This window comes from Nonomuraea sediminis (genome assembly GCF_018531495.1).
GTDB classification, from domain to species: Bacteria; Actinomycetota; Actinomycetes; order Streptosporangiales; family Streptosporangiaceae; genus Nonomuraea; species Nonomuraea sediminis.
This window is the reverse complement of the sequence record NZ_JAHDTI010000003.1, coordinates 1097318-1114881: the sequence shown is the minus strand read 5'-3', so window position 1 is coordinate 1114881 and position 17564 is coordinate 1097318. Positions and strand designations below refer to the sequence as shown.

17 protein-coding genes and 1 pseudogene are annotated in these 17564 nt (G+C 69.5%); 11 read left to right on the top strand and 7 right to left on the bottom strand.

Annotated features, from left to right (window positions below; all coding sequences use genetic code 11):
• Window positions 1-119: 119 nt before the first annotated feature.
• The 3 genes from KIK09_RS19190 to KIK09_RS19180 all read left to right on the top strand — a co-directional run bounded on the left by KIK09_RS19190 (window position 120) and on the right by KIK09_RS19180 (window position 2722).
• The gene (locus KIK09_RS19190; protein WP_214320560.1) at window positions 120-701 is read left to right on the top strand and encodes a Maf family protein; all 582 of its coding nucleotides are present in this window, start codon (window positions 120-122) and stop codon (window positions 699-701) included.
• A gap of 17 nt (window positions 702-718) precedes the next feature.
• Window positions 719-1453 carry an EI24 domain-containing protein gene (locus KIK09_RS19185; RefSeq protein ID WP_214320559.1) on the top strand — a complete coding sequence of 245 codons (735 nt, stop codon included), beginning with the start codon at window positions 719-721 and terminating at the stop codon, window positions 1451-1453.
• A gap of 204 nt (window positions 1454-1657) precedes the next feature.
• Window positions 1658-2722: a DUF4192 domain-containing protein gene (locus KIK09_RS19180; protein ID WP_214320558.1), complete on the top strand. Its 1065-nt coding sequence runs from the start codon at window positions 1658-1660 to the stop codon at window positions 2720-2722.
• A gap of 257 nt (window positions 2723-2979) precedes the next feature.
• Here KIK09_RS19180 and KIK09_RS19175 read toward each other — a convergent pair whose 3' ends face one another.
• A complete protein-coding gene (locus KIK09_RS19175; protein WP_214320557.1) occupies window positions 2980-3321 on the bottom strand; it encodes a hypothetical protein in 342 nt (113 codons plus the stop codon).
• A 134-nt stretch (window positions 3322-3455) separates the two neighbouring features.
• Here KIK09_RS19175 and KIK09_RS19170 point away from each other — a divergent pair, with 134 nt between their 5' ends.
• Window positions 3456-4052 (top strand): DUF1707 and DUF4870 domain-containing protein, encoded by a 597-nt coding sequence (locus tag KIK09_RS19170; protein ID WP_250573253.1) that lies wholly within the window; start codon window positions 3456-3458, stop codon window positions 4050-4052.
• 823 nt (window positions 4053-4875) lie between these two features.
• On the opposite strand, the gene KIK09_RS59240 is transcribed toward KIK09_RS19170, so the two are convergent.
• Window positions 4876-5226, bottom strand: a complete 351-nt coding sequence (locus KIK09_RS59240; RefSeq protein WP_308164184.1) for a septal ring lytic transglycosylase RlpA family protein — start codon at window positions 5224-5226, stop codon at window positions 4876-4878.
• Window positions 5227-6176: 950 nt separating this feature from the next.
• Between KIK09_RS59240 and KIK09_RS60065 the strand changes: the two are divergent.
• Together KIK09_RS60065 and KIK09_RS57825 are read left to right on the top strand one after the other, a co-directional pair.
• A pseudogene (locus KIK09_RS60065) lies at window positions 6177-6329 on the top strand (AAA family ATPase); the annotation flags it as partial.
• A 453-nt stretch (window positions 6330-6782) separates the two neighbouring features.
• Window positions 6783-7457, top strand: a complete 675-nt coding sequence (locus KIK09_RS57825; RefSeq protein ID WP_308164202.1) for an AAA family ATPase — start codon at window positions 6783-6785, stop codon at window positions 7455-7457.
• Between the two features lie 485 nt (window positions 7458-7942).
• Here the strand turns inward: KIK09_RS57825 and KIK09_RS19155 are convergent, their stop codons facing one another.
• Entirely contained in the window at window positions 7943-9469 is a 1527-nt protein-coding gene (locus tag KIK09_RS19155; RefSeq protein ID WP_214320555.1) for an ATP-dependent DNA ligase, read from the bottom strand.
• A 333-nt stretch (window positions 9470-9802) separates the two neighbouring features.
• The gene (locus KIK09_RS19150) at window positions 9803-10177 is read right to left on the bottom strand and encodes an FKBP-type peptidyl-prolyl cis-trans isomerase (protein WP_214320554.1); all 375 of its coding nucleotides are present in this window, start codon (window positions 10175-10177) and stop codon (window positions 9803-9805) included.
• A 67-nt stretch (window positions 10178-10244) separates the two neighbouring features.
• Between KIK09_RS19150 and KIK09_RS19145 the strand changes: the two genes are divergently transcribed.
• Window positions 10245-11003, top strand: a complete 759-nt coding sequence (locus KIK09_RS19145; RefSeq protein WP_214320553.1) for an SDR family NAD(P)-dependent oxidoreductase — start codon at window positions 10245-10247, stop codon at window positions 11001-11003.
• 7 nt (window positions 11004-11010) lie between these two features.
• Here the strand turns inward: KIK09_RS19145 and KIK09_RS19140 are convergent, their stop codons facing one another.
• On the bottom strand, window positions 11011-11973 hold the full coding sequence (locus KIK09_RS19140) for a GlxA family transcriptional regulator (protein ID WP_214320552.1): 963 nt from the start codon (window positions 11971-11973) through the stop codon (window positions 11011-11013).
• 98 nt (window positions 11974-12071) lie between these two features.
• Between KIK09_RS19140 and KIK09_RS19135 the strand changes: the two genes are divergently transcribed.
• Window positions 12072-12452: a hypothetical protein gene (locus tag KIK09_RS19135; protein ID WP_214320551.1), complete on the top strand. Its 381-nt coding sequence runs from the start codon at window positions 12072-12074 to the stop codon at window positions 12450-12452.
• A 4-nt stretch (window positions 12453-12456) separates the two neighbouring features.
• On the opposite strand, the gene KIK09_RS19130 is transcribed toward KIK09_RS19135, so the two are convergent.
• Window positions 12457-13896, bottom strand: a complete 1440-nt coding sequence (locus KIK09_RS19130) for a GuaB1 family IMP dehydrogenase-related protein (RefSeq protein ID WP_214320550.1) — start codon at window positions 13894-13896, stop codon at window positions 12457-12459.
• Between the two features lie 78 nt (window positions 13897-13974).
• Between KIK09_RS19130 and KIK09_RS19125 the strand changes: the two genes are divergently transcribed.
• Entirely contained in the window at window positions 13975-14427 is a 453-nt protein-coding gene (locus tag KIK09_RS19125) for a GyrI-like domain-containing protein (protein ID WP_214320549.1), read from the top strand.
• A gap of 175 nt (window positions 14428-14602) precedes the next feature.
• Here KIK09_RS19125 and KIK09_RS19120 read toward each other — a convergent pair whose 3' ends face one another.
• Window positions 14603-15127, bottom strand: a complete 525-nt coding sequence (locus KIK09_RS19120; RefSeq protein ID WP_214320548.1) for a TetR/AcrR family transcriptional regulator — start codon at window positions 15125-15127, stop codon at window positions 14603-14605.
• Between the two features lie 91 nt (window positions 15128-15218).
• On the opposite strand from KIK09_RS19120, the gene KIK09_RS19115 reads away from it, so the two are divergent.
• Both KIK09_RS19115 and KIK09_RS19110 read left to right on the top strand, forming a co-directional pair.
• Complete coding sequence (locus tag KIK09_RS19115) at window positions 15219-16439, top strand: FAD-dependent monooxygenase (protein ID WP_214320547.1); 1221 nt, start codon at window positions 15219-15221, stop codon at window positions 16437-16439.
• 4 nt (window positions 16440-16443) lie between these two features.
• A complete protein-coding gene (locus KIK09_RS19110; protein WP_308164183.1) occupies window positions 16444-17562 on the top strand; it encodes a glycosyltransferase in 1119 nt (372 codons plus the stop codon).
• Window positions 17563-17564: the final 2 nt, after the last annotated feature.

The following is a 17564-nucleotide window of genomic DNA, read 5'->3' as shown; positions in this document are numbered from 1 at the left end:
TCACTCCGAGACGCGCGTACCGCGGCGCACCTGAAACGCCTGTCCACACGGGATCTACGTCGGTCAGGGCCGTTCTGGGGCGGAGTCGGGGGCGATGGGCCGACCGGTAAGCTGGGGTGGTGATCGTCCTGGCTTCTGCATCGCCCGCCCGCCTCGCCCTCCTGCGCAGCGCAGGCCTCGATCCCAAGGTGATCGTCAGCGGTGTCGACGAGGACGCGTACTCCGCCCACACGCCCGCCGCCCTGAGCCTGGTGCTGGCCAAGGCCAAGGCGGCTGCTGTCGCGGAGGGGCTGGACGAGGGACTGGTTATCGGCTGCGACTCCATTCTGGAACTGGACGGCCGGCCGTACGGCAAGCCGGGCACGCCCGAGGCCGCAACCGAGCGCTGGCGCCTGATGCGCGGCAGGAGCGGCCGCCTGGTGACGGGCCACTGCGTCATTGACGCGGCGACCGGCGCCCAGGCAGCCGAGGTCGCCAGCACGGTGGTCCGCTTCGGCCAGCCCGCGGACGAAGAGCTCGAGGCGTACATCGGTACCGGCGAGCCGCTCTCGCTCGCGGGCGCCTTCAGCATCGACGGGCGCGGCGGATGGTTCGTCGAGGGCATCGAGGGTGATCACGGCAACGTGCTGGGCGTCTCTCTGCCCCTGCTGAGGACCCTGTTTGAGGAACTCGGTTACTCGGTGACCTCTTTCTGGCGTTAGCCGGTAGCCTGCCGGGCATGCGATCATTGCGTGACTTCGTAGCCGGCGTCGGCTTCTTCGCTCAAGGCGTCGGCTGGGTTGCCAGGCACGGGCGGTGGTGGGGTTTTGGCCTTCTGCCTGCCCTGATCGCATTCGTGGTCTATGTGGGGGCGTTGATCCTGCTCGGCACCAATGCGCTCGACCTGGCACAGGTCCTCACTCCTTTCGCCGATGCGTGGGGATGGCGCGACGGCTTCCGCGTCCTGATCGGGATCGTGCTGTTTCTCGGTGGGTTGGGGCTGGCCGTACTGACCTTCACCGCGCTGACTCTCGCCATCGGCGAGCCCTTCTATGAAAAGCTGTCCGCGACTGCCGATCCGTTGCCGGACGTCGAGGAGCAGCCGTGGTGGCGAACCCTGCCACGGTCGATCAGGGACAGCCTGGTGACGCTGGGGTACGTGCTTCTCTTCTCGGTGCCGCTGTTCTTCCTCGGCTTCATTCCTGTCGTCGGTCAGACGGTCATTCCGGTGATCGGTGGCGCTGTTTCCGGGTTCTTCCTGACTGTCGAGCTCACCACGCTGGCCATGGAACGTCGCGGTCTCGCCCGTAAGGAACGCTTCGCGATCCTCCGCGCCAACAAAGCCGCCGCCCTCGGGTTCGGCGTTCCGATCTTTCTGCTCTTCCTCGTGCCGTTCGTGGCTGTGATCGCCATGCCGGCAGCCGTGGCGGGTGCCGCTCTCCTCGTGCGCGCTCGGCTCGCACCTACTTCTTAGGCGTACGCGCGAGCCGGCCTACTTCTAGTGGGCGCTTGCGGGCCCCGCTCCCGGCGCCAGGTTCGCGAGGCCGCCGCCCATAATGCCGAAGAATCGTGGCGGCGCAACCTTGGTTATCCACAGGCCCGGCCATCGGGCGTCTTTATCCACAGAACGAGATTCGACGTTCTCGCGCTTGGCCAACGCCGGGCACGCTCCTGGGCCATGACGACCAACGCCTCCGAACCCCGCCTGACCCTGGCCAGTCCCGCCGACATCCTGGCGGCCGTGCCGTACCTCGTGGGCTTCCATCCCGAGAACAGTCTCATCCTCATCGGGCTCGTGTCCGGGCTGGCCAAGATCGTCGCCCGGTGGGGGTTGCCGCTGCCGCCGGGCGCGCTGGGGCCGCTGTCGGCGCTGATCGAGCGGGAGGCGATCACGCACGCCATCGTGGTGGGCTACGGAAGAGGTGACCAGGTCACGCCTGCCGTCGACGAGCTGCGGGTGGTCGCCGCGAGATGCGGGGTCGAGATCGACGAGGCCCTCAGGGCCGATGGCGGCCGCTTCTGGTCCTACATCTGCGGTCTGGCGCATTGCTGCCCTCCGGAGGGCACGCCGTTCGACATCTCGAGCAGCCAGGTGGCGGCGGAGGCGACCGTGCGTGGGCTGGTCGCGCTTCCTGACCGGCGGACGCTGGAGCGCACCATCGCGTCGGCGAGCGGGCCGGTGCGGATGGCCATGCGCCGGGCAACCGCCGACGCGGTCGCCGACGTTCGGTCCAGGCTGGCGGCGGCCAAGGATTCCAACGAGTTCGCCGCCCAGTTCGTGGCCGAGGGCGTGGTCAGGGTTCGTGCCGCGATCGCGACGCATCTCCGTGGCGGCAGGCTGGACGACGTGGAGGCGGCCCGGCTCGGCCTGGACCTGGCGGTGATCAGGGTCCGCGACGAGGCGTGGACTCTGATGGAGGACAAGCACGCGGGATTGTGGAGAGATCTCACCCGCAGGTTGGAGCCGCGTTTCACGCCGCCGGTCGCGGCGCTGCTGGCCATGGCCTCATGGCGGTCGGGTGACGCCGTGCTGGCGTCGATCGCACTCGAACGCGCGCTTGCCATCGATCCCGGCTATTCGATGGCCAACCTTCTCATGCATGCGCTCCAGCATCTGCTGTCGCCGACGGTTCTCCGCGGACGCATGCCGACTCCGGCCGAGCTCGACACCGCCATGGGGCGTGCGAACGCCAGCTGGCTGCTTCCTCTGGTCAACGTCCTCGACGAAGCCGCACCGGGCTAGGTCAGGTCACTTGCGGTTCGCCATGCCGGGTGGATGGGATCGCTTACGGCTTGCCGTACCGGATGAGTGGGGCTAGTGCCGGCTCGCCGTACGGGGATGGTGGGAGTTACGTGCGGCTAGCCGTACGGGGATGGTGGGGTCACGCGCGGCTAGCCGTACCGGGCATCAGAGGCTTGTTTTCGCCTTGATCCTGTTGGGCAGGTCGCCTGTTCGTGCGTGATCTTCTGACGGGTGAGGTCTTCCGCAACAGCTCGCCGTTATCCCTGTTCTTCGTTGCGGCGGCGGGCGTTGTACTCACGCATGCGAGGGGGGTAGCCGGTGAGCTGAACGTCGTAGACCGGGAGCGCGAGATCCCGGGCTACTTTGCGGATCACGGCGGGTGATCCGACGCGGCGACGGGTCCACTCTCCGTCATCGGCGACCGCCACCGCTGTGGTGTCGGTGGCGAATGTCTCCGGCTCGACATAGAACTCGACGCCGCGCCGGGACTTCGCGAAGGCGATAAGCGACTCGATGTCCGCGTCTGTCGCCTCCCGGTCGAATTTGGCGACCTTCGAGCCACGCAGGCGCCGGATACCGTAGCGGTCTCGCCATCTCATGGTTCCTTTTTATATCGCGCCGCGGCCCTGCGCGTCGGGGGAAGATCTCGGGGATACCTAGGGGTTCGTCCCTGATGGCCGAGACGAGCGTTCGAGCAAGGATGAGTGCTGACTGGTCACATCTAAGGAGAGGCATGGCTCTTATGGCTGGGGCACCCACACCCCTGGGGCCCGGACAGGTGCCGCCGGCCCACCTGCGGGTCGGCAGCGAGGACCGCGAGCACGTGGTCGAGCACATCAAGGCCGCCTATGCGGAGGGCCGATTCGACAAGCTCGAGTTCGACGAGCGGCTGGAGCGCGCGATGACCGCGCGCACCCACGGTGACCTCATGCCGATCATGAATGAGCTGTACGGCGCGCGGCACGTACCCAGGCCGCGCACGATGCCACCGCCTCCGCCTCGACCCCACGGTCAGACGGAGAGCAACGAACGTCTCGGCGCCGCGGCGGCTCACGGGCTCGCGCTTGTCGGGATGCCGATCGTGGGTCCCCTGATCATGCTGATGACGGGCGGCAAGACGTCCCCGTACATCCGTCAGCACGCGTTGGAGGCGCTCAACTTCCAGCTCACCCTGATCGGGGCGACCTTTCTGCTGCCGTTCACGATCGTCGGTGTAGTGCTGCTGCCCGTCATCTGGGTGGGTGCGATTGTCCTGGCCATCGCCGGAGGGATCTCCGCCCTCTCCGAGAACCCGTTCCGCTACCCGCTCACGGTCCGCCTGCTGAAGTAGGACTTGCCCTTTTGCCTCTGGCTAAAGGCGGTACGGCTGGCCGAGCCCATCGCGGTCTGGGAGGGGATGCCTGGGGGCGGGCGCGGTGGGGGAGACACCGTGTTCTGATCTACTCGACCAGACCTCGGGCTGGAGAGTCACAGGGGAAAGAGGGCACCCGCCAGATTTAGGGCATGAGCATCGGTGGGGGCCGGGTGCCGCTGGAGTGGGAGGTGCCGAGCGCCGCTGACGGTAGCTGGGCGCTATTGCGGTAGCCAGACGCCATTTGGAGAGAGCATGCGGGCGCCGCAGTGGATGAGATGCACGGGTGTCACGGAGGCGGGACGCCAGAGTGAGTACGAGGCGCCTTTGGGCTGAGGTGTGTGGGATCTCATGGGGGTGGGACGCCAGGAAGGGTACGAGGCGCCTTTGGCTGAGGTGCGCGGGGTGTCACGGGGGCGGGACGCTGGGGTGAGTGCCAGGCGTCAGTGGAGTGTGAGAGGCGCCACTGGAGCGAGGTATGCGGGGCCGCATGGCGGTGGGACGCAAGGAAGGGTACGAGGCGCCACGGCGGCGGGACGCCAAGGGTACGAGTCGCCGCTGGATGGGGTGTGCGCGGCGCCACCCGAGTGCGGGGTACGAGGGGGTGCGGTGTGCTGCGGGCGAGTGTGTCGGGCGCTGTTGGGGTTGGGGGGTGTCGGACGCCTTGTAGGCGCTACCGAGGCGTGGTTTGGCGCACGCACCGGAGTCCGCAGCAGGAGAGAGCTGGGGCGGCGCGTGATGCCTGTGGAGTTGATGTTGCCGAGCGTGGGGGAGTGGTCCCTCGCTTCTGGCTGGGGAAGGGCTAGCGGGCGAGGACCTGGTACTTGACGGTCATGACGCCGGAGCCGGTGTTGCCGATGGCGTCGAAGGCCGCCTCGGAGAGGTCGAGGCAGCGGCCGCCGACGTACGGACCACGGTCGTTGATGCGGACGATGACCGACTTGCCGCTTGACGGATTGATGACGCGGACCTTGCTGCCGAGCGGCAGGGTCTTGTGGGCGGCGGTCATGGCCGACGGGTTGAAGCGCTCGCCACTGGCCGTCATCTGCCCCTCGTTGTAGAAGGAGGCACCGCAGGTACCGGCTGAGAGGACACGGTACTTGGGAGTGGACGGCTTGGGCTTGTGCGACTTCTTGGCCACCGGCTTCGCCACGGGAGGCTTGGGAGCGGTAGTCGCGGGGGGATCGCTGGGTGTCGAGGTCGCGGGGGTCGGCTGCCCGGTCTCGCCGGCAGACGGTGTGGCGCTCGACGGGGAGAGCGTGGGGCTCGAACTCGGAGAGGGAGTCGTGGCGGCGCCGGTCTCGGCTGCCAGGCCCATCGCGGCGGTGGGCTGCGGGTCGTCACCGTTCGAGACGGCCGCCCAGGCTGTGGTGGAGGCTGCGGCGACGACGGCGACTCCGGCTGCGACTGCTGCCCAGCGGCGCTTGCCGGGAGCCGTTATGCGGGCGAGGGGGCTCTGGTCGGAAGGGTTGCTCGAATGCTGACCCAAGGAAACCACGGTCCTAGGTAGGGGACAGGACAGGGATGGGTCCGAGCGGAAGAGGAGATCTGGGGGTGCCGCGTCGGCCGATCCCTAGGCGGGGGGTTGGGGTACCCCCGCGACGTGGACGAACATATGCGACAAACAATGGGCAAAGACAACTTAATGAGACATTCAGTGACATATCTCACTTTGGTCACATGTAGGCCCAGATCTTCGAGATTACCTTTTGGATCTTTCACATTCGGCCATATTCCGGACATCGGCAGGCCAAGCCGGAGGCCGCACATGATCCCGCCTCACAGGTCGAGGCCTTTCGTCCGGGGCCCCTGTGCGGTTGGACCCGAGCGACAGAGCCCGTGGGTGGGCGGCAGCGTGTTGAGAGCGCGCTGAGGGGAGGGCGGTGGTAGCGCACGGGGTGGATTCGGGATTGATCGGGCGTGTGCGGTCCGCGAGATGCAGGAGAAGGCTTGACCCGCGGAGGCGGGCGCGAGGGAGGCGGGCCTGAGGGGGTGGACCTTTGGGATGCAGGCCGTGGGGAAGCAGGTCCTTGAGAGGGAGGCCTTTGGGATGCAGGTCGTGGGATCCATGAGGGGGAGGGGTGGGGTGCTTATTCTGGGGCGGTGATTTCCACGGTTGCGGTTGAGGGGTACCGGTCGTTGCGGCGGGTTGTGATTTCGCTGGAGCGGCTCAACGTCGTGACCGGGGCCAACGGGAGTGGGAAGTCGAGCCTGTACAGGGCGTTGCGGCTGTTGGCGGAGTCGTCGCGGAATGGGGCTGTGGCGGCGCTCGCTCGCGAAGGTGGGTTGGAGTCCACGCTGTGGGCGGGCCCCGAGATGATCGGGCGGGCGGTTCGCGAGGGGCGCCACCCGGTGCAGGGGACACAGCGGTCCGGGCGGGTGAGCTTGCGGCTCGGGTTCACGGGATACGACCCTTCAGCCGCGATGGGGTACGGCGGAGCCGCAGGTGGTGGTGGTCGCGCGGGTGTGGGTGGCGGAGGTCGGAAGGGGGGATCACGGAGTGCTGCCGGTGTTGGGATGGGTCGGGTTGAGTTCGGGTATGCGGTTGATCTTGGGTTGCCTGTTCCGGCGGGGTCGCTGTTCGATCATGATCCGGAGATCAAGGTTGAGGTGACGTGGGCGGGGGCCGTTTTGCGGCCTGCGGCGGTGCTGGCTGAGCGGCGGGGGCCGGTGGTGCGGTTCCGGGAGCCGGGCGGGGGGTGGTATCAGGTGCCGCATGCCGTACTGCCGTTCGACAGCATGTTGAGTGAGGTGGCCGATCCGCAGCGGGCGCCGGAGCTGATGATGATGCGGGAGCGGATCCGGTCGTGGCGGTTCTACGATCACCTGCGGACCGATGCGGCGGCGCCGGCGCGGGCGGCGCAGGTAGGGACGCGTACGCCGGTGCTCAGCCACGACGGTGCCGACGTGGCGGCGGCGCTGCAGACGATCTGCGAGATCGGCGACTGCGAGGCGCTGGACACCGCGGTGGACAACGCCTTTCCCGGGAGCCGGGTGGAGGTGCGCAGCTCCGGCGGGCGGTTGGAGCTGCAACTGCGGCAGCACGGGCTGCTCCGGCCGTTGAGCAGCGCGGAGCTGTCCGACGGGACGTTGCGGTACCTGCTGTGGGTGGCGGCGCTGCTCACGCCTCGGCCTCCGGAGCTGCTGGTGCTCAACGAACCTGAGACCAGTCTCCATCCCGAGCTGCTCGAACCCCTCGGTGAGCTGATCGGCACCGCTGCCAAGAACACTCAGGTCGTGGTCGTCTCGCATTCCGAGCCGCTGGTGAAGGCGCTGGCGGGGCGGTCGGCGAACACGATCGAGCTGGTCAAGGAGTACGGCGAAACCACGGTCGCCGGCCGGGGCACGTTCGACGAACCCCTCTGGAACTGGCCCAAGCGCTGACACCACCGCGACCGTGGGGCGAGTGGTAGCCCGCAGGTGCTTGGTGATGCCCGCACGTGGTGAACGTGCGTGGGTGTGTGGTGATGCTCGCGCGTGGTGAACGTCGCGGGTGTGGGGTGATGCCTGCACGTAGTGAACACCCCGGGGGTGTGTGGTGTGCTCGTACGTGGGAAATGCGCGCAGGTGTGTGGTGGTGCCCGGATGTGGTGGTGCCCGCAGGTGCGTCGGGATGCCCGCAGGTGGTTGGGGTGCTGGTGGGTTTCTGGCTGGTGGGGCAGCTGGGTGACGGTGTGGCGGGCTGCTGAGGGTGGGTGCATGGTTTGGGTGACGCCCGCGGTGGCCCGCGGTGGTGACGCCTGGGGGTGTGTAGTGATGCCCGTGGGTGCTGGGCTTGGAGGATGGGGGCGCGGCGGGGGGTTGGTTGGGTCGCGTGGTGAGGGTGCAGGGGCTGGTGTGCGGCATGCGAGAGGGGCTCGCCGTGGGGGTTAGAGCATGAGGCAGCGGACGGTTTCTACTGTGTCGGCTTGGTCGGGGCGTTTGTCGGGGCGGTAGCGGAGTACGCGGGCGAAGCGCAGGGCCATGCCGCCCGGGTAGCGGGGTGAGCGTTGGACGCCGTCGAAGGCGATCTCCACCACCAGTTCGGGGCGCAGCTGGACCGTCCAGCCGTCCGTGGGGCCGTCGGCCAGTTCGACGAAGCGTTCCGTCTGCCAGGCGAGCAGCTCGTCCGTCAGGCCCTTGAAGGTCTTGCCGAGCATGACGAAGCCGCCGCCCTCCGGGTCGCGCGCGCCCAGGTGAAGGTTCGACAGCTTGCCCTCGCGGCGGCCGTGACCCCATTCGGCGGCCAGGACCACCAGGTCGAGCGTGTGCCGGGGCTTGACCTTGATCCATCCGGCGCCACGGCGGCCGGCGGCGTACGGCGAGGTCAGCGATTTGACGACCAGGCCCTCATGCCCGGCTTTGACCACGTCGGTGAAGAACGCCTCCGCCTTCGCCACGTCGTCCGTGACCAGGCGCGGCGTCAGCAGGCCCGGCGGGAGGGCCCGGCTGAGCCGTTCCTGCCGGTCGGAGTAGGGCAGGTCGAGCAGGTCGTCGCCGTCGACCCGGAGCGCGTCGAAGAAGAACACGCTCAGCGGGGTCTCCTCGCGAAGCTTGTCCACGTTCGTCTTGCTAGTAGCCCGGCTCGCCGTGACCTGGAACGGATGCGGCCGCCCGTCGGGCCGCAGCGCGAGCACCTCGCCGTCGAGCACAAGGTCGTCGGACGGCAGCTCGAGCACGGCCTCGACCAACTCGGGCACCTGGGAGGTGATGTCGTCGAGCGTGCGCGTGAACACCCTGACCTCGGACCCGGAGCGGTGCGTCTGCACGCGTACGCCGTCGAGCTTCCACTCCAGCGCCGCGGGCGCACCCGCCTTCTCCAGGGCGGCGGCGACATTCGGGGCGCTTCCGGCCAGCATGGGCGCGACGGCCCGGCCCACCTCGAGCCGGAAGGCGTGCAACTCCTCCACACCGCCGCTCAGCGCCGCGGCGCCGACGGCGGGCAGCCAGCCACGTAGCGTCAGCGCCCGCCGTACATCAGCGGACGGGGCGCCGGAAGCCTTGGCCACCGCCTCGATCATCACACCGTCGAGCGCGCCCTGGCGCAGCTCGCCGCCCAGCAGGCGCGTGACGAACGCTTGCTCCTGGCTCGACAGCGCCGCATAAAGCTCGGTGACCAGGGCTTTTCGCGCCGCCTGCGAGCCCTGCCCGGAGACGGCCTTGATCCTGGTCAGCAACGTGTCGACGTCGGTCAGGGTTGCCGTGGCTACGAGCTTGGGCGCCGGCAGGTCCTGCAGCGTGCGCCAGCCCACGCCGACCTGGCGCTGAGGCAGCTCGCCCGACAGGTAGGAGATCGCGATCTCCGCCTCCTCGGGGGGCACGCGGCCAAGCAGCTCGGCCAGGTGGCCGATCTTGCCCAGGCGGGCCGACGTCCGCGCCACCGCCTCGGATACCCGCACCACGTCGATCAGAAGCACAGGCCTATCGTGCCTCACCCGGCCGACAAATTTCCTCCCCGGAGGTGGGGTGTTTTGCGAGCTGGGGTGTGGTTGCTGTTGGTTTGTTGGTTTTGAGGGTGTACGGCAGGCCGGGTAGGGCGCCGACCGCCGTCGCGTGCGGGCGTCTGTCTCCGTGCGCCAGGGTTGGCTCACGGGGGGCTCGCCGTTACGAGCGATGCGTTGGGCGCTCGCCGTGGTCACGGGGCTGCTCGCCGTTCGCGCTGCGGTTTCCCGCGGAGGAGCTTCGGGGGGCTGGCGCCGATGGTGGGGGGAGGGGCCCTGGGCCGGGGGTTGGGGCCCCCGGCCGGGGGGTTAGCGGACTGCTAGGAGGTCTACTACGAAGATGAGGGTTTCGTTGGGCTTGATGCGGGGGCCGGCGCCGCGGGCGCCGTAGCCGAGGTGCGGCGGGATGACCAGCTTGCGCCGGCCGCCGACCTTCATGCCCGCCACGCCCTGGTCCCAGCCGGCGATGACGCGCCCGCCACCGAGGGGGAATTCGAAGGCCTGGTTACGGTTCCACGAGGCGTCGAACTCCTCGCCCGTCGAGAACGCCACGCCCACGTAGTGGACGCTGACGTTGTGGCCCGGCTTGGCCTCGGGGCCGTCCCCCTCGACGATATCGACGATCTCCAGGTCGGCGGGCGGGTTGCCCTCCGGGAAGTCGATTTCCGGCTTCTCGAGTGCCACAGAATGCTCCTGTTGACGATTGGAATGGTCCCGACGACTCTATGCGGTCGGGATATTGTCGTCGTCCATGGCCGCGCTTTCCCCCGATGGGATCCTGCTCACCGGGCGTGTTGCCGTGGTCACCGGAGCCGCCAGGGGGATCGGTCTGGCCATCGCCGAGGCGTTCGCGGAGTTCGGGGCGCACGTGGCGACATGTGACCGGGACCCGCAGGCGGACACGACGGCCGATCTGGCGATGACCATGGACGTGCGCGACCCGGTGGCCGTCGACGTGTTCGCCCGGGCGGTCGAGGAGCGCTGGGGCAAGGTCGACATCCTGGTCAACAATGCCGGAGGGACGTTCCACGCCGCGTTCGCCGACACCTCGGTGCGCGGCGAGCGGACCCTCGTCGAGGAGAACTTCACCCAGGTCACCGGCATGATCCGGAGGCTACTGCCGCTGATGGCGAAGGGGGGGTCGATCGTGAACGTCACCTCGAGCGAGGCCCACCAGGCGGCGCCCGGCTTCGCGATCTACGCGGCGATGAAGGCGGCCGTGGAGAGCCTCACCAGGTCGCTGGCCCTGGAGCTCGCCCCGCGCGGCATCCGGGTCAACGCCATCGCGCCCGACGCCCTGCCCACCGAGGGCGAGCTGGGCCTGCGCGCCGACGACTACGAGGACTACGAGCCCGTACGGCTCCCGCCGCTCGGCCACCTGGGCGACCCCGTAGATGCCGCGGCCGCCGCGGTGTTCCTGGCCGGAGACCTGGCCGGGTTCATCACGGGCACGACCCTCCACGTGGACGGCGGCATCCACGGCGCCGGCGGCTGGCGCCGCACACCGTAGTGAGAGCTCATGGGGCGGACTGGGTGAGGCGGTAGCGGGACGGCGGAATGCCGTAGCGGTCGACGAAGGCCTGGCGCAGGGTCTCCGCCGTGCCGAAGCCGCACCGGGTGGCGATGGCCGCCATCGGCAGGGAGGTCGAGGCGAGCAGGTGGGCGGCGGCCTCCGTGCGGGCCCGCCGTACGAACCTGCCAGGGGTCAGCCCCAGGTGCTTGAGGAACAGCCGCGTCAGGTGGCGCTCGCTCACACCCACGCCGGCGGCGAGCGCGGCCGTGGACAGGTCGGCGTCCAGATGGCCGGTGACGTGGTCGACGATGCGCTTGACCAGGCCGTTGCCGGGTGGCGGGCCCTGGGTGAACATGCTCATCTGCGCCTGGTTGCCGGGCCGCTGCAGGTACGTCACCAGGTTGCGCGCCACCTCCCTGGCCAGGTCGGCGCCGTGGTCCTCCTCGATGAAGGCCAGGGTCAGGTCCAGGGCGCTGGTGACGCCGGCGGCGGTGGCGACGTTGCCGTCCCTGATGAAGATCGGGTCGGCGTCCACGGTGATCTCGGGGTGCCGGGCGGCGAGCGTGGTCGCGTACCCCCAGTGGGTGGTGGCGCGCCTGCCGTCCAGCAGGCCGGCGGCGGCCAGCACCGCCGCGCCCGTGCACACCGACGCGACGCGGCGGCTCTCCCGCGCCAGCCGGCGGACGTGGCCGACGATCACCCGGTTGGCGGCGGCCAGCTCATGCCCGATGCCTCCGGATATGACCAGCGTGTCCAGCGGGCCCGTGATGCGTTCGAGCGCCTGGTCGCCCTGCAGCGTCAGGCCACTGGCGCAGGCGATCGGCAGGCCCGACGGCGTGGCCAGGCACACGTCGTAGAGCGGGGCGCCGCCGTGGACGTTCGCGCCGATCAGGCTCGAGGTCACGCACGCGATGTCGAGCAACTCCGCCGCGTGGTATCCGACCACGACCACCCGCCGCACGGTCATGCCCCGACCGTATGGCAGAAGGACCGAGAACCCAAGATTCCGGACCTGTCCCTCATTCCCGCTTGGGAGCGGGTACGGCGTGCCCGGACAGTTGAGCCATGCCTCAGACGTTACGGTTCGCCGTGCACTACGTGGAGATGGTCATCGCGATGTTCGTCGGGATGTTCGCGCTCGACCTGCTGTGGTCGGCGCTCGGGATCCACCTGTCCTACGCCGGGGAGCCCGAGCTCGCCTACCTGCTGATGGCCTTCGACATGTCGCTGGGGATGGCCGCGTGGATGCGCTTTCGCGGGCACGCCTGGGTGCCCACGCTGGAGATGTGCGCGGCCATGTTCCTGCCGATAGTGCCGCTGTTCCCGCTGCTGTGGCTGGGCGCCATCGACGGCATGACCGTGATGGTCGCGGCTCACGTGGCCATGTTCCCGCTCATGCTCGCCGCCATGCTCCGGCGCCGCCACGAGTACACCCACCACCACTGAAGGGCTACCAGCTCTGGTGGAGCGGCATCCCCTCGGTGTAGCCGGAGGCGCTCTGGATGCCGACGACGGCCCGCTCGTAGAACTCCTCGAGGTTCGTGGCGCCCGCGTAGGTGCACGAGGACCTCAGTCCCGCGACGATCGCGTCGATCTGGTCCTCCACGCTGGGGCGCCGCGGGTCCAGGTACATGCGGGAGGTGGAGATGCCCTCCTCGAAGAGCGCCTTGCGGGCCCGCTCGAAGGCGGAGTCCTCCGCCGTGCGGAGCCTGACGGCGCGGGCCGAGGCCATGCCGAAGTTCTCCTTGTAGCGACGGCCGTCCGCGTCCGTCCGGGCGTCGCCCGGCGACTCGTAGGTGCCGGCGAACCAGGAGCCGATCATGACGTTGGCCGCTCCGGCCGCCAGGGCGAGCGCCACGTCACGCGGGTGGCGGACTCCGCCGTCGGCCCAGACGTGGCGGCCGAGGCGGCGGGCCTCCAGGGAGCACTCCAGGACGGCCGAGAACTGCGGGCGTCCGACACCGGTCATCATGCGGGTGGTGCACATGGCACCGGGACCGACCCCGACCTTGAGGATGTCGGCACCGGCCTCCACCAGATCCCGCACCCCCTGAGCGGTCACGACGTTTCCCGCGGCGACCGGGACTCCGGGATCCAGCGCCCGCACCGCGCGCAGTGCGGAGATCATTTTCTCCTGGTGCCCGTGCGCCGTGTCCACGACCAGGACGTCGGCCCCGGCCTCGAGCAGCTCCTTGGCCTTGGCGGCCACGTCGCCGTTGACCCCGACGGCTGCCGCGATCCGCAGCCGCCCGGCCGCGTCCACCGCGGGCTGGTAGAGCGTGGCACGCAGGGCGCCGGTCCGCGTGAGGATCCCGACCAGGCGGCCGCCGGTGTCGACGATCGGCGCCAGCCGGTGCCGCCCATCGTGCAGCCGGTCGAAGGCCTGGCGCGGATCCAGCCCGGCGGGCAGCGTCAGCAGCTCGCTGGACATCACCTGCGACAGCTGCGTGAACAGGTCCACACCCTGGCAGTCGGCCTCGGTCACCACGCCGACGGGGCGGTTGTCCCAGTCGACCACGATGACCGCGCCGTGGGCGCGCTTGGGCAGCAGCTGCAGCGCCTCGGCCACGGTGTCGTGCGGCGTGAGCGTCAGCGGCGTGTCGTGCACCAGGTCGCGCTTCTTGACCCAGTCGACCACGTCGGCCACCACGTCGATGGGAATGTCCTGCGGAATCACCGCGATGCCGCCCCGGCGCGCGATGGTCTCCGCCATGCGGCGTCCGGCGACGGCAGTCATGTTCGCGACGACGATCGGGATCGTGGTGCCCGTGCCGTCGTTGGTGGACAGATCGACGGCGAGCCGTGATCCGACCGAGGAGCGCGACGGGACCATGAACACGTCGCTGTAGGTCAGGTCGTAGTGCGGCTCTTGGCCGTTGAGGAACTTCACGTTCGTCCATCTTATGCGGTGGCAGGTCAACGGTGGCTTTATGATCGGCCCGGGAGACTTATGGGGGTTGGAGGACGAGTGGACGTCGTCGAGCGAGCCGAAGTGCTGGTGGTCGGCTATGCGGTACGCACCATCAACGCGGACGAGATGGACCCGGCCAAGGCCAAGCTGCCCGGGCTGTGGCAGCGCGCGGGGGCGCCGGGGGCCTTCGCGCACGTGCCAGGACGCACCGACGAGAACCTGTACGCGGTGCTCACCGATTACGAAAGTGACCACCACGGCGCCTACACCCAGATCGTCGGCGTCGGCGTGCGGACGGTGCCGCGGCTGCCCGAGGGCATGGTGGCCGTCCGCGTCCCCGCCGGCCAGAGCCTGAGGCTCGAGGCGCGCGGCCCGATGCCGCAGGCGATCATCGACGCGTGGATGCGGGTGTGGAAGCACACCGAGTCGGGCGGCACGCCGCCGCGCTCCTTCGCCACGGACCTGGAGATCCACCACCCCGAGGGCGCCGACCTCTACATCGCCGTATAGACACAGCTCGTACGGCAAGCCGCCCGCCGCACTCCGGCTGAGGGCCCGCGCCCGGCGCTTGCGGCGAGTCGGTGCCACTTGCCCGCCGCCACGGCGTCACGTTCCCCGGGCACCGCGGTCCCGCGGGATCACGCTGTGCCTGCCGTAAAGACGTGCCTGCCGTACAGGAGAGGTTCTACGCCTGCCCGAGCGCCGCGGCGGCGGCGGCGACCGCGGCGGGCTTGACCTCCTCGGCGGGCGCGTCGGCGTACTCGACCGCGCAGTCGGCCAGCCCGCCCAGCGCCACCGTGGCGGCCACGTGCTGCGCCCGCGTCGGATCGGGGCCGAGCAGCAGCAGGATCAGCCGCCGCCGCCAGACGAACATGCGGGTGCCCAGGTCCATGTAGGACAGCGTGGACAGCTCGCGCACCATCATCCCGATCACGTCGCGGTGCCGCCAGATCAGGTCGAAGTAGTCGGCGAGCAGCTGCTGCGTGTCGCCTTGTTCCTGGCCGTCGACGAAGGACTCCATCTCCTCCACCAGCGGCTGGACGATGCTGCGCACCAGGTCGTCGCGCGAGGTGAAGTGGTAGTAGAGCGCGGGCTTGGTGATGCCCAGCTTGTCGGCGATCTGCCGCAGGCTGGTGTTCTGGATCCCCTGCTCGACGAAGAGCTTGCGGGCCACCGCCTGGATCCGCTCCTTGGTGTCGCTGCCGGCCATGAGATCAGCCTATCGCTTACCTATCGTTAAGTAAGACCTTGCGGTAGCCTCGAAAGGCCACTTACCATCCGTTAAGTAAGGAGGTTTGGTCATGAGAATTCTGGTTTCCGGCGCCAGCATCACCGGCCCCGTCCTGGCCTACTGGCTGGGGCGTTACGGCTTCGAGGTCACCGTCGTCGAGCGGGCGCCGACCCTGCGCAAGACGGGCGGTCACGCGGTCGACCTGTTCAGGCCCGCGATGGACATCGCCGAGAAAATGGGCGTGCTCGACCGCGTCCAGGCCATGAAGACGGGCACGGACTGGATCACCGTCCACCGCAAGGGCGCCAAACCGGTCGAGCTGGACCTGCGGCGCCTCTACACGGCGATCTCGGACAGGCACGTCGAGATCATGCGCGACGACCTGAGCGAGATCTTCTACGACCTCACCCGCGACAGCGCGGAGTACGTCTTCGACGACTCGATCACGGCGATCTCCGACGACGGCGAGGTGAGCTTCGAGCGCGGTCCCGACCGCCGCTTCGACCTGGTGCTCGGCGCCGACGGCCTGCACTCCAACGTCCGCCGACTGACCTTCGGCCCCGAGCAGGACTATGCCGCCTGGATCGGGGCCTACCTGGCAGTCGTCTCCATCCCCAACTACCTGGGACTCGACGGCCGCATGGAGTTGGTGGCCGAGGTGGGGAGGATGGCCGGGACCTACGGCGCCGCTCACCTCGACCACGCCCGCGCGGGCTTCTTCTTCCGCACCCCGGAGCCGCTGGAGTACCACTACCGCGACGTCGAGCGGCAGAAGCAGCTCTTGCGTGAGCACTTCGCCGGGATGGGCTGGGAGGTGCCCAGGATCCTCGGCATGCTCGACACCGCCCCGGCCTTCTACTTCGACTCGATCACCCAGCTGCGCCTGGACACCTGGACGCGCGGCCGGGTCGCGCTGGCGGGCGACGCCGGCTACTGCCCCGGCCCCGCGGTCGGCGGCAGCACCAGCCTGGCCGTGATCGGCGCCTACGTGCTGGCCGGCGAGCTGGCCCGCTTCGGCGGCGACCACACCCGCGCCTTCCCCTCCTACGAGCGCGAGATCGGCGAGTACGTACGGCAGAGCCGCGCGTTCGCCATCGGCTCGGCCAAGCGGATCGTGCCAGGGTCGCCGTTCGACCTGTGGGCGCTGGTCTCGGTGATGCGGCTGGTCAACGTGGTGCCGAACGGGATCACCCGTACCCTGGCCAAGCTCAACCGCAACGGCGTGCGGCTGCACGACCAGTTCGAGGTGAAGGACTACTCGGCCTACGAAACGGTGCGCCCCATAGGGTGATGGCGTGCGCGCCGCATACTTCGCCTTCGACCGCTTCCCCTCCAGCAAGGGCTCCGCCGTACATATCGGGCAGATGGCCGCCGAGCTGTTCTCGGCCTACGGCGGCGGCCTGCTCGGCGTGCTGGGCGGGGGCGGGCTGCCGCGCTACCAGCGCGAGGGCGACATCGAGATCGCCCGCTTCGACGAGCAGATCCCGAACCTGATCGACCGGGCGGAGGCCTACTCCGCCTGGGTGGCCGCGCACCTGCGGCCGCACCTGGGCACGCTGGAACTGGTGCACGTGCGCGATCCGTGGAGCGCGCTGCCGGTGCTCGGCCACGGGCACAAGGTCGTCTACGAGGTCAACGGGCTGCCGTCGATCGAGCTGCCGCACACCTGGCCGCACGCCGCCCCCGCCACCCTGGCCAAGCTGCGCGACCTGGAGCGGCACTGCCTCGAGGCGGCCGACGCCCTTGTGGTGCCTTCCGCCGTCATCGGCGACGCCCTCCGCAAAAGAGGGATAAATCAGGAAAAGATCTACCTGGTTCCCAACGGTGCCGACCCGGTGGACGCGCCTCCCCGGCCCGAGGACGCGCCGGAGCGGTACGTGATCTACGTCGGCGCCCTCCAGCGCTGGCAGGGCGTCGACGTGCTCATGAGGGCCTTCGCCAGGCTCGCCGACCTGACGGACCTGAGCCTGGTCATCTGCTCCTCTGTCCAGGAACGGCGGGCCAAGCCCTACCTCCGCCTGGCCGAGCGCCTCGGCGTGGACGGCAGGATCGTGTGGCGCTTCATGCTCCCGCACGAGCAGGTCGCGGGCTGGCTGGCGGGCGCCGAGGTCTCGGTGGCCCCGCTGACCGCCTGCCCCCGCAACCTCGACCAGGGCTGCGCGCCGCTGAAGATCCTGGAGTCCATGGCCGCGGGCACGCCCGTGGTGGCCTCCGCGCTGCCGGCCGTACGGGAGATCCTGGGGGAGGACGGGCGCCTCGTCGCGCCCGACCGGCCGGCGGAGCTGGCGCGGGCGATCCGGATCCTGCTGGAGTATCCGGAGGCGGCGCGGCAGATGGCCGAGCGGGCCAGGCGGCGCGTGCCGGCCTGGAGCCAGTCGCGCGAGAGGCTCGCCCAGGTTTACCGGCGTGTGTAGTG

Bases quoted from the DNA above. Each gene is read 5' to 3' on its own strand.
- KIK09_RS19135 (WP_214320551.1), top strand. From the start codon at position 12,072: ATGCCTCAGACGTTACGGTTCGCCGTGCACTACGTGGAGATGGTCATC.
- KIK09_RS19120 (WP_214320548.1), bottom strand. From the start codon at position 15,127: ATGGCCGGCAGCGACACCAAGGAGCGGATCCAGGCGGTGGCCCGCAAG.
- KIK09_RS19185 (WP_214320559.1), top strand. From the start codon at position 719: ATGCGATCATTGCGTGACTTCGTAGCCGGCGTCGGCTTCTTCGCTCAA.
- KIK09_RS19140 (WP_214320552.1), bottom strand. From the start codon at position 11,973: ATGACCGTGCGGCGGGTGGTCGTGGTCGGATACCACGCGGCGGAGTTG.
- KIK09_RS19145 (WP_214320553.1), top strand. From the start codon at position 10,245: ATGGCCGCGCTTTCCCCCGATGGGATCCTGCTCACCGGGCGTGTTGCC.
- KIK09_RS19180 (WP_214320558.1), top strand. From the start codon at position 1,658: ATGACGACCAACGCCTCCGAACCCCGCCTGACCCTGGCCAGTCCCGCC.
- KIK09_RS19175 (WP_214320557.1), bottom strand. From the start codon at position 3,321: ATGAGATGGCGAGACCGCTACGGTATCCGGCGCCTGCGTGGCTCGAAG.
- KIK09_RS19115 (WP_214320547.1), top strand. From the start codon at position 15,219: ATGAGAATTCTGGTTTCCGGCGCCAGCATCACCGGCCCCGTCCTGGCC.
- KIK09_RS19170 (WP_250573253.1), top strand. From the start codon at position 3,456: ATGGCTCTTATGGCTGGGGCACCCACACCCCTGGGGCCCGGACAGGTG.